Source organism: Corallococcus sp. AB032C (assembly GCF_003668935.1).
Classification (GTDB): domain Bacteria; phylum Myxococcota; class Myxococcia; order Myxococcales; family Myxococcaceae; genus Corallococcus; species Corallococcus exiguus.
The window spans coordinates 17,131-30,007 of the sequence record NZ_RAWP01000054.1; the positions used below are offsets into that span (position 1 = coordinate 17,131).

The 12,877-nt window shown below is 69.6% G+C and carries 14 protein-coding genes; 13 read left to right on the forward strand and 1 reads right to left on the reverse strand.

The window, feature by feature from the left end:
• Positions 1-13: 13 nt before the first annotated feature.
• From D7X99_RS23200 to D7X99_RS23260, 13 genes are all read left to right on the forward strand, one after another.
• On the forward strand, positions 14-1,159 hold the full coding sequence (locus D7X99_RS23200; protein ID WP_120579422.1) for an acyl-CoA dehydrogenase family protein: 1,146 nt from the start codon (positions 14-16) through the stop codon (positions 1,157-1,159).
• Positions 1,159-2,022 (forward strand): hypothetical protein, encoded by an 864-nt coding sequence (locus D7X99_RS23205; RefSeq protein WP_169827167.1) that lies wholly within the window; start codon positions 1,159-1,161, stop codon positions 2,020-2,022. Before D7X99_RS23200 ends, D7X99_RS23205 begins: the two co-directional genes overlap by 1 nt.
• Before the next feature lie 14 nt (positions 2,023-2,036).
• On the forward strand, positions 2,037-2,810 hold the full coding sequence (gene rnc, locus D7X99_RS23210) for a ribonuclease III (protein ID WP_167548050.1): 774 nt from the start codon (positions 2,037-2,039) through the stop codon (positions 2,808-2,810).
• A 67-nt stretch (positions 2,811-2,877) separates the two neighbouring features.
• Positions 2,878-3,549: a peptidylprolyl isomerase gene (locus D7X99_RS23215; RefSeq protein ID WP_121779684.1), complete on the forward strand. Its 672-nt coding sequence runs from the start codon at positions 2,878-2,880 to the stop codon at positions 3,547-3,549.
• Positions 3,546-4,103, forward strand: a complete 558-nt coding sequence (locus D7X99_RS23220; RefSeq protein WP_120576875.1) for a peptidylprolyl isomerase — start codon at positions 3,546-3,548, stop codon at positions 4,101-4,103. The genes D7X99_RS23215 and D7X99_RS23220 overlap by 4 nt, the downstream gene beginning before the upstream one ends.
• Before the next feature lie 83 nt (positions 4,104-4,186).
• Entirely contained in the window at positions 4,187-5,140 is a 954-nt protein-coding gene (era, locus tag D7X99_RS23225; RefSeq protein WP_121779685.1) for a GTPase Era, read from the forward strand.
• Between the two features lie 70 nt (positions 5,141-5,210).
• Positions 5,211-6,620 carry a ribosome biogenesis GTPase Der gene (der, locus tag D7X99_RS23230; RefSeq protein ID WP_121779686.1) on the forward strand — a complete coding sequence of 470 codons (1,410 nt, stop codon included), beginning with the start codon at positions 5,211-5,213 and terminating at the stop codon, positions 6,618-6,620.
• Positions 6,621-6,718: 98 nt separating this feature from the next.
• Positions 6,719-7,525, forward strand: coding sequence for a tol-pal system YbgF family protein (locus tag D7X99_RS23235; RefSeq protein ID WP_121779687.1), 807 nt, complete (start codon positions 6,719-6,721; stop codon positions 7,523-7,525).
• Between the two features lie 46 nt (positions 7,526-7,571).
• The gene (locus tag D7X99_RS23240; protein ID WP_233613639.1) at positions 7,572-8,711 is read left to right on the forward strand and encodes a PQQ-binding-like beta-propeller repeat protein; all 1,140 of its coding nucleotides are present in this window, start codon (positions 7,572-7,574) and stop codon (positions 8,709-8,711) included.
• Positions 8,708-9,145 (forward strand): (deoxy)nucleoside triphosphate pyrophosphohydrolase, encoded by a 438-nt coding sequence (locus D7X99_RS23245; RefSeq protein WP_121779689.1) that lies wholly within the window; start codon positions 8,708-8,710, stop codon positions 9,143-9,145. The genes D7X99_RS23240 and D7X99_RS23245 overlap by 4 nt, the downstream gene beginning before the upstream one ends.
• Positions 9,145-10,020, forward strand: coding sequence for a ribonuclease H-like domain-containing protein (locus D7X99_RS23250; protein WP_121779690.1), 876 nt, complete (start codon positions 9,145-9,147; stop codon positions 10,018-10,020). Before D7X99_RS23245 ends, D7X99_RS23250 begins: the two co-directional genes overlap by 1 nt.
• A 20-nt stretch (positions 10,021-10,040) precedes the next feature.
• Positions 10,041-11,084 carry a hypothetical protein gene (locus D7X99_RS23255; RefSeq protein ID WP_121779691.1) on the forward strand — a complete coding sequence of 348 codons (1,044 nt, stop codon included), beginning with the start codon at positions 10,041-10,043 and terminating at the stop codon, positions 11,082-11,084.
• A gap of 69 nt (positions 11,085-11,153) precedes the next feature.
• Positions 11,154-12,032 (forward strand): DUF3014 domain-containing protein, encoded by an 879-nt coding sequence (locus D7X99_RS23260; protein WP_121779692.1) that lies wholly within the window; start codon positions 11,154-11,156, stop codon positions 12,030-12,032.
• Between the two features lie 3 nt (positions 12,033-12,035).
• On the opposite strand, the gene D7X99_RS23265 is transcribed toward D7X99_RS23260, so the two are convergent.
• A complete protein-coding gene (locus D7X99_RS23265) occupies positions 12,036-12,593 on the reverse strand; it encodes a hypothetical protein (RefSeq protein ID WP_121753497.1) in 558 nt (185 codons plus the stop codon).
• Positions 12,594-12,877: the final 284 nt, after the last annotated feature.

Genomic DNA, 12,877 nt, shown 5'->3' on the forward strand with positions numbered 1-12,877 from the left:
TCCGCACCCGACCATGGACTTCGAACTTCCTGAAAGCCACCGCGCCCTGCAGGCCTCCCTCCGTGAATTCTGCGAACGCCGCGTGAAGCCGTACGCGCGCGAGTGGGACAAGGACGAGAAGTTCCCCATGGAGGTGGTGAAGGAGCTGGGGCAGCTGGGCGTGCTGGGCATGCTCGTCTCCGACGAGTACGGCGGAGCGGCCATGGACTCGCTCGCCGTGGCGGTGGCCGTGGAGGAGATCGCCCGCTACGACGGCTCGCTCGCGCTCACGGTGGCCAGCCACAACGGCCTGGGCACCAGCCACGTGCGCGTGTTCGGCAACAAGGCGCAGCACCAGCGGTACCTGCCCAAGCTCGCCTCCGGTGAGTGGCTGGGCGCGTGGGGCCTCACCGAGCCGGGATCCGGTTCGGACGCGTCCGGCATGCGCACCACCGCCGTGCGCAAGGGCAACAAGTGGGTGCTCAACGGCGCGAAGATGTTCATCACCCAGGGCACCGTGGGTGACGTGTTCGTGGTGCTGGCGCTCACGTCTCCGGAGAAGCGCCAGAAGGGCATCACCGCCTTCGTCCTGGAGAAGGGCATCCCCGGCTTCAGCCAGCGCTCCATCCACGGGAAGCTGGGCATGCGCTCGTCGGACACGGCCGAGCTCATCATGGAGAACGTGGAGGTCGGTGACGACGCCATCGTGGGCGAGGTCGACCGCGGCTTCATCGACACGCTCAAGATCCTCGACAAGGGCCGCATCACCATCGGCGCGCTGTCGGTGGGCCTCCTGCGCGGGGCGCTGGAGGAGTCGGTGGCGTACTCCAAGGACCGCACCGCGTTCGGCCAGCCCATTGGCGAGTTCCAGGGCCTGCGCTGGATGATGGCGGACATGAAGACGGAGCTGGAGGCGGCGCGGCTCCTGGTGCACCGCGCGGCGCGGCTCGCGGACGCGGGGCAGCCGTACTCGGAGGAGGCCTCCATGGCGAAGCTGTTCGCGTCCGAGGCGGCCATGCGCGGGTGCAACAAGGCCGTGCAGATCCACGGCGGCTACGGCTACACGCGCGAGTTCCCCGTGGAGCGCTACCTGCGCGACGCCAAGCTCTGTGAGATTGGCGAGGGCACGAGCGAGATCCAGCGGACCATCATCGCCCGCGAGACCTTCAAAGGCGCCTGATGGATACCGCTCGGCTGCGAGAGCTGGGGCTCCAGGTTCGTGAGGAGCCGTCCGGCGTCGAAGTGGTGCTGGACCTGGAAGCCGCGTCCCTGGTGAATCCCATCACCAAGGACTTCATCACCGAGATCACCTTCCAGGTGATGGGGGACCGGCTCATCCCCATCGCGCCGCCAGCCGTGGTGGGCATGACGCCCATCCTCCTGTCCGCCATCGACGCGGCGGAGGAGATGCAGGCGCTCCTGCTGGACACCTTCAGCGACCACGTCTTCCACCTGCAGCGCCGCTCGGAGGAGCTGCAGCTGCTGGGCCTGCCGGCGGACGTGGATCCGCAGTCGCTGGTGCTGTCCACGGACGTGAGGGAGGGCCAGCTCGCGGTGAAGCTGGTGGCGGACCGGCAGGGCAACTTCCGCATCGCGCAGGCCATCCGCGGGCTCGAGGAGCTGGTCACCGCCGCCGGGCACGTCATCGAGCTGTCGGAGTTCCGCGAGAAGGCCGCGCTGACGGGCTACCTGTCCGCGCTGCTCGGCGAGCCCGTGCCGCGCACGCCGCAGGCGGCTTCCGGCGCGGAGCCGGTGCGCTTCGTGGAGATTGTAGAGAAGTTCGGCCCGCAGTCGCTGGTGCCGCCGCGCAGCAGCCTGGAGTTGCTGGCGCAGCTGCAGGTGGAGGGCAAGGCCTACCGCTTCGCGGCCGCGCGTATCGCCGGGCGCACCTTCCGGGGGCTCCTGGCGGGCACCCAGGGCAAGGTGTGGGCGGGCCGCTTCGAACTGGATGAGTTCCCCGGCGTCGTGCAGCTGGTGGCCGAGCTGTTGAAGGTCGCTCCCGAGGCCGTGCGACTCGTGGGCCCGGACGCCCCCCAGGAGTGAGCCTCGTGGAGAAGATGACCCTGGTGGAGCGGGTGCAGACCCTGGAGACGCGCCTGGGCGTGCAGTTCTCCAAGCGCGACCTGGCCCTGGAAGCGCTGACGCACAAGACGTACGTCAACGAGAACCGGGACCAGAACCTCAAGGACAACCAGCGCCTGGAGTTCCTGGGCGACGCCGTGGTGGACCTGGCCGTGAGCCACCGGCTGATGGACCGCTGCCCCGGCGTCCCCGAGGGCGAGCTCACCAAGATGCGCGCCCGCATCGTCCACGAGGAGGGCCTGGCCCGCGTGGCCCGGAGCCTGCGCCTGGGCGAGCTGCTCCTGCTGGGCCGGGGCGAGTCCCAGTCCGGAGGCCGCGACAAGAACTCGCTGCTCGCGGACGCGATGGAGGCGGTGCTGGGCGCGGTGTACCTGAGCGGCGGCCTGGAGCCGGCGCTGTCCCTGGTGGACCGCATCTTCGGGGAGCTGGTGGAGGAGGTGGCCTCCGGCGCGGGCCGCCTGGACTACAAGACGCTCCTCCAGGAACTGGCCCACGAGAAGCTCAAGCTGTCGCCGCGCTACCGCGTGGTGGCGGAAACGGGCCCGGAGCACTCCAAGGTGTTCGAGGTGGAGGTGTGTATCGGGGAGGCCGTGTACGCCCGGGCCAGCGGCCGGAACAAGAAGGAGGCCGAGCAGGCAGCCGCGCGCACCACGCTGGAGCGCCTGAAGGAGGAGTCGGCTTCCCTGGCATCCCCGGCTGTCGTGGCGCCCATCCCGGGAGGTCCTTCACCGGACGACCCTCCGGCGTGAAAGCCCTTGGAGGGGGAGGGGGGTGGGGGGTAGGGTCCGCGCCTTCCTGCCCTGGAGTTTGTTCCGTATGCACCGTCTTCTCGGTCTCACCGTGGCGCTGGCCGCCGTCGCGGCGTTGGCCGCCGAGCCCGTCGCGGGCCCCTGGACGAAGAAGGTCCAGGCCGGCAAGGACCTCTACGCGACGCTGAAGACGAGCCAGGGCGTCATCACCGTGAAGCTCTTCTCCAAGGACGCGCCCAAGACGGTGGAGAACTTCGTGGGCCTGGCCACGGGCGAGAAGGCCTGGACGGATCCGAAGACGGGCGACCCGGTGAAGGGCAAGCCGCTCTACGCCGGCACCGTCTTCCACCGCGTCATCCCGGGCTTCATGATTCAAGGCGGCGACCCCACCGGCACCGGCCGGGGCGACCCGGGCTACCGCTTCGAGGACGAGTTCCAGAGCGGCCGCGGCTTCGACAAGCCGGGCGTCCTGGCCATGGCCAACGCGGGCCCCAACACCAACGGCAGCCAGTTCTTCATCACCACCGCCACGCCCGCGCACCTCACCGGCCGGCACACCATCTTCGGCGAGGTCGTCACCGGCTACGACGTGGTGGAGAAGATTGGCACCGTGCCGCGCAGCGCGCAGGACCGCCCGCAGACGCCCGTGGTGCTGGAAACGATTACGCTGAGTGAGAAGGCGCCCAAGAAGCCGGCCGCGCCCAAGCCCGCCGCCCCCAACAAGGGCACCCCGCAATGAGCTTCATGGAGCTGGCCCATGCGGGCACGGAGCTGTTCGGCACCTTCCAGACCACGGAGGGGCGCATCGTCGTGCGCCTGTTCTCCAAGGACTCGCCCAAGACGGTGGAGAACTTCGTGGGGCTGGCCACCGGGGAGAAGCCCTGGAAGGACCCGGTGACGTTCCAGCCCCAGCACGGCCGCCCGCTCTACGACGGGACGCTCTTCTTCCGCTGCATCAAGGACTTCATGATCCAGGGCGGGGACCCGACCAGCCGTGGCAACAACGGGCCGGGCTTCCGTTTCGAGGATGAGTTCCAGAGCGGCCGGCGTTTCGACAAGAAGGGTGTCCTGGCCATGGGCAACACGGGCCCCAACACCAACGGCAGTCAGTTCTTCATCACCGCGGCGCCGCAGCCCCACCTGGACAACCGGTACACCATCTTCGGCGAGGTGGTGGAAGGGCAGGACGTGGTGGACCGCATCGCCAACGAGCTTCCCAAGGATTCAAGCGACCGTCCCCGCCGGGACGTGCGCATCCAGACGTTGACCATCTCCACGGCGCGGCCTTCGTAAGCAGTCCGCCGCCGTACCCTGGCAGTTCCCACGGGGCCTTCCCGTCGTCGGAGTCGGAAGGCCCACTGATCATCTCCGGAAGTATGGCCTCTCAGTCCCAGAAGAAGACCCCTCGCGCTGGCTTCGCCGCGCTCATCGGCCGGCCCAACGTGGGCAAGAGCACGCTGCTCAACGTGCTTACAGGCGAGAAGATCGCCATCGTTTCGCCCAAGCCGCAGACCACCCGCAACCGCATCCTGGGCGTGGTGACGCGCCCGGAAGGGCAGGTGGCGTTCATCGACACTCCCGGCATCCACCAGGCCAAGGGAGAGCTCAACCGCTACATGGTGGAGGCCGCCATCTCCGCGGCCGAGGAGGTGGACCTGGTCCTCTTCCTCATCGAGCCTCCCCAGGGCGAGACGCTGGACGTGACGCCGGGCAACCGCGCCATCCTCGAGCGGCTGCAGAAGGTGGGCAAGCCCACCTTCCTGGTCATCAACAAGATCGACTCCATCCCCAAGGCCAAGCTGCTGCCGCTCATCGCGCTCTACGGCCAGGAGTTCCCCTTCGCGGAGGTGGTGCCCATCTCCGCGCGGGAGAGGGACGGCGTGGAGCACCTGTTCGAGGTCGTGCTGGGACACCTGCCGGAGGGCGAGCCCCTCTTCGCGGAGGACATGCTCACGGACCAGCAGGAGCGCGTGCTGGTGGCGGAGTACATCCGCGAGCAGGTCCTGCGGCACTGCCGCCAGGAGATCCCGTACTCCACCGCGGTGCTGGTGGACGTGTTCGACGAATCCGAGCGCGAGCCGCGCCCCGGCACGCCCCCCGGCCAGCTGGGCGGGCTCATCCGCATCGCGGCGTCCATCTACGTGGAGCGCGACAGCCAGAAGGCCATCCTGATTGGCAAGCAGGGGCAGATGCTGAAGCTCATTGGCACGGACGCTCGCAAGTCCGTGCAGCGCCTGCTGGGTGCGCATGTGTACCTGGACCTGCGCGTGCGCGTGGAGGCCCGCTGGAGCGAGCGCGCCGCGGGTTTGAGGAAGCTGGGTTACGAGTGATGTCGCCGCGGAAGTTTGTGTCGCTGACGTCGTTGCATTCGAAGTCGTCGTCGCTGTCGAAAGAGACTCCATGAAGCCGCTGGTCGCCATTGTCGGTCGCCCCAACGTGGGCAAGAGCACGCTGTTCAACCGCCTGGTGGGCCGCCGAATCGCGCTCGTGCAGGACGAGCCCGGCGTCACCCGCGACCGGCACTACTCCGACGCGGAGTGGGAGGGCCGCGCCTTCACCCTCATCGACACGGGCGGCTTCGTCCCCGGTGAGAAGGACACGCTGCTCAAGCAGGTGCGCGAGCAGGCGCAGTTCGCGGTGGAGGAGTGCGACGTCATCATCTTCGTCGTGGACGCCCGCGCGGGGATGACGACGGCGGACGAGGCCGTCGCCAACTACCTGCGCAAGTCGGGCAAGCCCGTCGTCGTGGCGGCCAACAAGCTGGACAACGAGTCCGGGCTGATGCAGTCGCTGTCCGGCGAGTTCTTCCGCCTGGGCCTGGGCGACGTGAACGCCATGTCCGCCGAGCACAACCTCGGCATGGGCAGCCTGATGGACTCCGTGGTGTCCAAGCTCCCGGAGAAGCAGGAGGGCGAGGACTCGGAGGCGCCGCCGGACGACGGGAAGATCCGCGTGGCCATCATCGGCCGGCCCAACGTGGGCAAGAGCACCCTGGTCAACGCCATCCTCAAGGAGAAGCGCGTCGTCACCAGCGAGGTCGCCGGCACCACGCGTGACCCCATCGACTCGGAAGTCACGTACAAGGGCAATCAGCTCATCCTCACGGACACCGCGGGCATCCGGCGCAAGAAGACCATCGCGCACCAGGTGGAGCAGTACTCCGTCATCGCGGCGCTGAAGGTGCTGGAGCGCAGCGACGTGGCGGTGCTCTTGATGGACGCCACGGAGCCCGCGGTGGACCAGGACGCGAAGCTCGCGGGCCTGTCCATGGACCGCGGCCGCGCGCTGGTCATCGTGGTGAACAAGTGGGACCTCATCGCGGAGGACAAGCGTCGCCAGGAGGCCTTCCGCGAGGATCTCAAGATCGCCCTCAAGTTCGTGGGCTACGCGCCGGTCATCTTCACGTCCGCCCTGCACGGCTCCAAGGTGGAGAAGGTGGTGGACGTGGCGGTGGAGCTGGCCAAGCAGTTCCGCTTCCGGGCGCCCACTCCGCAGCTCAACAAGCTGCTGGATTACATGGTGGACAACAACCCGGCGCCCATCGTGAAGAGCAAGCCGCTGCGCCTGTACTACATCGCCCAGGTGGCGGCGGCCCCGCCGACCTTCACCCTCACCTGCAACGAACCGCAGGGCGTGCCGGACATGTACAAGCGGTACATCACCAACCAGATCCGCAAGACGTTCGACTTGCGGGTCCCCATCCGCCTGCTCTTCCGCGAGCGGCCAGGCAAGGCCAAGCGCGAGGCGCGCAAGAAGCCGCACCTGGCCGGCAAGGGTGGCAAGGGCGGGAAGCGGGCAGGGCGCGACTGACCGCGCTCGCGCGTTGACACTCCCAGCGGGCGCTCTTTACAGTGCGCCGCTTTCCCAGAGCGAAGAGCACCGTAGCGCCGGAGAGAGGTCCCTTCATCGTGGCCCAGCAGAAGACCGAGAAGATTCGCCAGCAGGAGCTTCGTCAGCCGGACGCCTTCCAGAAGGTGGGAGCGGACGCGCGGGACTGGCTGATGCAGCGCCAGAAGTTCCTCGCTATCGGCGCGGGCGTGCTCGTGCTGGGCGCGGTGGGCGTCGCCATTGCCAGTGAGGTCTCCAAGCGCGGCGAGGAGACTGCCTCCATGGCCCTGGGCCATGCGCTCACCGTCCTGGACCGCCCCGTGACGGGCGTGGACCCGGCGGACCCGTCCGCCACGGAGCCCCCGTTCCCCACGGAGCGGGCCCGCGACGAGGAGGTCGTGAAGCAGCTGGCCGCCTTCCGCAAGGAGCACGGCGGCACGCGCTCGGCGACGACGGCCGCCCTGCCGCAGGCCAAGGCCGAGTTCCGGCTGGGCAAGAGCGACGACGCCCTGGCGTCCCTGGACGTCTTCCTCAAGGGCGCCCCGGAGAACGACGCCCTGCGCGCGAGCGCCCTGGAAGGCCAGGGCTACGCCTACGAGGCCAAGGGTGACTACGCCCAGGCCATCACCTCCTTCGAGGCGATGGAGAAGGCGGACACCGGCGAGTACCTGATCGGCATGGGCGCGTACCACAAGGCGCGCATGCTGATCCTCCAGGGCAAGAAGGACGACGCCGCCCAGGTGCTGTCGAAGATTCCGACGGACCACCCGAGCAGCGCCGCGGCCCGTCAGGCCACCGAGCGCATGGCGGTGCTGGCCGCGGAGGGCGTGAAGGTGCCCACGCCGGCACCGCCCGCCGCGCCGGCCACGGACTCGGGGCAGCCGTAGCGCGCTCATGACCATGCGGCTTGCTCGGTGGAAGCGGTGGGTGGGAATGGTGGCCGGGGTAGGGCTCCTGGCCGGGTGCGCGACGGCGCCGCTGTACGGCAACCCGGAGCTGCCCGCGGCGCCCCGTCAGCCGCCGGTGGATTTCTTCCAGGTGAACTGGTGGACGGGGCTCGTCGACAAGGTCCCGCTGCTGGAGTACTCGCCGCGCGAGCCCGCCTCTCCGGTGTACGACCCGGACAGCCGGAACGTCATCGTGCAGACGCGTGACGGTTACGTCCGCGCGGTGGGGCCGGACGCGAAGGTGTCCTGGACCTTCCGCACGGGGGCCCGTGCGCTCGCGGGCGGCATGGTCAGCGAGGGCGTCGTCTACCTGCCGGGCGGTGACGGCGTGCTGTACGCGCTGGACGGCCGCACCGGCGCGGTGAAGTGGAAGTACGCCACCAGCGAGTCCCTGGCCACGGTGCCGGTGCTCGCGGACGGCCTGGTGCTGGTGACCACGGACACCGACACGGTGTTCGCGGTGAAGGCCACGGACGGCACCTGGGTGTGGCAGTACCGGCGCGATCCTCCGTCCGGCTTCACCATCCGGGGCGCCTCCGCTCCGAAGGTGGACCAGGGCACCGCGTACGTCGGCTTCTCCGACGGCTTCCTCGTCGCCCTCAAGGTGGAGGACGGCGGCGTCGTCTGGGAGAAGTCCCTGTCGGGCACGGGCACGGAGTTCCTGGACGTGGACACCACGCCCGCCATCGACTCGGCGGGGCGGCTGTATGTGGCCTCGTACAAGAACGGCCTGTACGCCCTGGAGGCGGACACCGGCGCCGTCATCTGGAACGCCAGCGTGGGGGGCCTGACGTCGCTCCTGTCGCGCGGCGAGGTGGTGTTCGCCACCGGCGACGGCCGCCTGGACGCCTACCTGGGAGAGACGGGGAAGCTCATCTGGTCGCTCCCCCTCAAGGACAAGACGGCGTTCGCTCCCGTGTTGGCGCGGGGAATGCTCCTGGTGCCCAACGAGCGTGCGCTGCTGTTCGTGGATCCGACGACGGGCAAGTCTCGCCTGGCGTGGAACCCGGGCGTGGGCATCTCCGCGCCGCCGTTCGTGGTGGGCTCGCGGGTGTACGTGCTGTCCAACAACGCGTACCTGTACGCGCTGGACATGAACGACGTGAAGAAGGGGCCGCGCGGGTGACGCGCGCAGTGCCCCGGACGGTGCGGGTGGTGGCCGCGCTGATTCCCCGGCCCGGTCCGGAAGACGGCGGGCCGCGGTACCTGGTCCAGCAGCGCCTTCCCGGTGGGAGCCGCGCGCTCCTCTGGGAGTTCCCCGGCGGCAAGGTGGAGTCGGGCGAAACGGACGAGGCCGCCCTCGCGCGCGAGTGCCGCGAGGAGCTGGACGTGGAGCTGTCCGTGGGCCGCCGCCTCTGGGAGGGCCGGCACACGTACCCGGACCTCACGGTGGAGCTGGTGCTGCTCGCGGCCACGATTGTGTCCGGTGAGCCGAAGCCGCTGGGCGCGCACCAGCTGGCGTTCCACACGCCCACGGAGATGCAGGCGCTGCCGTTCTGCGAGGCGGACGTGCCGCTCCTGGATGACTTGCTGGCGGGAAGGCTGGGTGCGCTCGATTGATGCTGCTGCACACGTTCCAGCTCATCCCCGGCGTGGGGCCGTGGCGCGAGAAGGACCTGTGGTCCAAGGGCATCCGGACCTGGGATGACTTCCCGGACGGCGGCATCGTCATCAGCCGCAAGGCGGACACGGCGGCCCGCGAGCGCATCGCGGAGGCCCGCGCGGCGCTGGCCCGAAAGGACTTGAAGGACCTGGCCCGCATGGTGCCGTCGCGCGAGCACTGGCGTCTGTTCCCGGAGTTCCAGGACGACGCCGTCTACTTCGACATCGAGACGGACGGCAGCAAGACGCAGGTGCCCACGGTGGTGAGCCTGTTCGACGCCGCGGGGCTGCACGTCTTCATCCAGGGCCGGAACATGGACGCGCTGCCAGCGGCCATGGCGAAGCGGCGGCTGTGGGTGACGTTCAACGGCTCGTGCTTCGACGTGCCGGTGCTGAAGGAGTACTTCGGCGAGAAGAACTTCCCGGTGCCGGAGGCGCACATCGACCTGCGCTTCGTGACGCGGCGACTGGGGATGGGCGGCGGGCTGAAGGAGATTGAAGACAAGCTGGGCGTGGGACGGCCGCCGCACCTGAAGGGCGTGAATGGCTACGACGCGGTGCTGCTGTGGCGCGCGTACCTGCGGCGTGGCGACGTGGAGGCCCTGCGCTACCTGGTCGAGTACAACCTCTACGATTCGTTCCAGCTCCGGTCGCTGATGGACCTTGCGTACAACAAGGGCGCGGACGACCTGAACCTGGACGTCCCCCGGCTGAAGGTCTTCGAGCGCGGGGACCTGCTCTACGACGTGAGCCGGGTGCTCCTGGAGTTGGGCCCCACCGAGCGCGACGTGGACACGCTCGCGCGCGTGCGGGCCATGGAGCAGGATTCCTGAGCGGCCAGGTCGTGCCTTGGGTGGGCAGGCCGCGGCCCGGCACGCCGTGGGGCATCCCCAGCCGCCGCGTGGCGCTCACCCGGGTCACGACCCTGCCGGTGACGGACGCGGAGTGGGCGGGTGACGGCTTCGTGCTGCCTCCCTCAGGCGATTCGGTGGGGCTGGCCGTGGGAATGCGGCGTCTGGCCGTGCTCGGGGCGCGGGAGTCCTGGCCGCCGGAACGTGCGCTGGAGCTGCCCAGGACCGCGGGGCTCGTGGCGCTGCATCCGTCGCTCGGGTGCGCGGCGGTGCTGGGCCCGGGGCGCATCGAGATGGTGGGCCGGGCGCTGGACGGGAGTCCGGTGGACACGCCCGCGCGGACCTGGACGCGGAACACGCAGGCCCTGGGGTTCGACGTCACCGGCGAGGGCCTGTGGACGAGCGGCGTCCAGGACGGGCGGGCGTCGCTGCGAGTCCTGGATGCCCGAACGTTATCGGACGTGGCGGGGACGGAGGCGGGGCTCGAGCTCGGGGCGCCGGCGCTGGGTGAGGACGACCTGGACGGGCTGCACGAATGGATGCCGCATCCGAGCCTGCCGGTGATGGGCGTCGCGGTGAGCCTGGGCCAGGAGGGCACGTGGCTCACGTTCGTGGAGCGCGGCGGCACGGGGCTCGTGCGTGGCGCGGCGGTGGCTTCGGTGGAGGCGCCGTTCTATCCGGCGGGGTTCCTTCCGGACGGCTCGGGCTTCGTTGGCGTGGGAGGCACCTGGGTGCGGCGCTGGACGTACCCGGAGGCCACGCTGGCGGCGGAGTTCCTGCTGCCGGAGCAGGGCACGCTCGCCACGGGGTACAGCGGGCTGGTGACGGAGCAGTCGGTGCTGGTGGCGGTGGAGGACCTGTTGGAGGCGGGGGAGTGGTACCTGCTTCAACTGGACCCCGCGTCGCTGCGGCCCGTGTGCGCGTGGGAGCTGCCGTTGTCCACGGAGGTCGTCACGTCGGTGCACCTGTTGCCCGGCGGATTCATTCTGTCGCCGGAGGACGGCCAGCTCTGGAGCCTGCCGGACGAGGTCCTCTCCGCGCGGTGAACACAGGCGGCGCGGATTGTTCACGCGCGCGTGGAATGGCTCGGAGGCCTGTCTGTAAGGTCCGGCACCATGAGCGATCCGAACTTCGTGAATCAGGGCCCTGGAGCCATTCCGCCGTCGCCGGAGGCCGAGCCGCCGAAGGCTCCGTCGCGGGGCAAGGTCCTGGGCATCCTGGTCGCGCTGATGGTCGTGGGCGTGGTCGGTTCGTACTTCGGCTTGAGGAGGCAGTCCGAGGCGCCGGTGGTGACGGCACCGCCCGTGGTGGACGCGGGCGTGGCGGAGGTGCCTCCGGAGGTGTCGCTGCCGGAGAGCGACGGACGCATCCGCGATCTGGTGGGCAAGCTGTCGGTGGACCCGGAGCTGGCGAAGTGGCTCCAGGAGCGAGACCTGGCGCGCCGGTTCACCGCGTCCGTGAGCAACATCGCTGAAGGCGAGAGTCCTCGGGCTTCGCTGTTGTTCATGGCGCCCGTGGGCGCGTTCCAGGTGGGCGCGGCCGGGGCGAACGGGCGCTCGGAGATCGCGCCGTTGAGCTACGCGCGCTACGACCTGGTGGCCCGGGTGCTGGGTTCGCTGGACGCGTCCGGCGCGGCGATGGTGTACCGGGAGCTGAAGCCGCTCTTCGACCAGGCGTACCGGGAGATAGCGCCGCCGGATCAGCACTTCGAGACGGCGTTTGGCCGGGCCATCCAGCACCTGTTGGTGGTGCCGGTGCCGAAGGTGCCGGTGGAGGTGGAGTCCAAGGGCGCGCTGTATGTCTATGCGTCGCCGGAGTTGGAGGGGCTGAGCAAGGCCCAGAAGCACCTGTTGCGGATGGGCCCGGGGAACATGCGGCTCATCCAGGCGAAGCTGCGGGAGCTGCGCACGGCGCTGAACCTGCCGACCCCGGCGCCAGCCACGCCCGAGCCGTTGCCGGACCAGGCGCCGGGACAGTCCGAAACCCAGGAGTGACGGCTACCTGGACTTCTTCTTGCCGCCCTTGGCGGGCGGCGGAGGCGGCTTGGGCTTTTCCTTGTCGCCGATGATCTGGAAAGAGGCCCGGAGGTCCTCGACGTCGCGGCCGAGCGAGTCCTGGAACGACGTGCCGGTCTGCGAGTCCACGACGAGGGTGTACGAGTAGCCGGTCTTGAGCGGCTGCGGCAGGTGGATGCGGTACACGAGGCCATCATCGGCCTCGGACACGGAGTCGTCGGAGACCATGGCCCGGTCAGCCTCGTCCATGAGCCGGACGCGGTAGTTCTTGAGGCCCAGGGTGCTGCGCAGCTCCAGGTCGGAGGTGGGCTCCACGAGCGGCTTTTCCTCCAGGGCCAGGGGGATGAGCGCGGAGCCACCATCCGGCGACAGGTACTGGAGCGTGAAGACCACGGCCTCGGGACCCGAGTCCGGGGCCGCCGTGGCGCTGGTGACGCCGCCGTCCACGGGGGCCTGGGCCGTCTTGTCAGGGCAGCCCGTCAGCAGGGCCGCGGTGAGGCCGCAAAGCGCGGCGAGTCCGGTTCGTCGGAAGAGGCGCATGGGGCGGCAAGGTACGTTCCGGAACCGGGCTCGGGAAGCACGAGATTCCACGGCCGATGCCGGCCGGTTGGTGGCCGACGGTATGTTCGGCGATGGTCGGACGCATGGCCGGAGGCGTACCTCTGGCCCACGTCGATGAGCCCGACGACACATGAACGGCGGAACCAAGGCGCGGGCTGGGCCGGTTACGCGGACGCCCATGGAGGCCCTGGGCGGGCCGGGGAAGCGCCTTGAATCCTTGGGGAACCCCCAGTCTGAACGTCTGATAAGAAGCGTTATGTAAA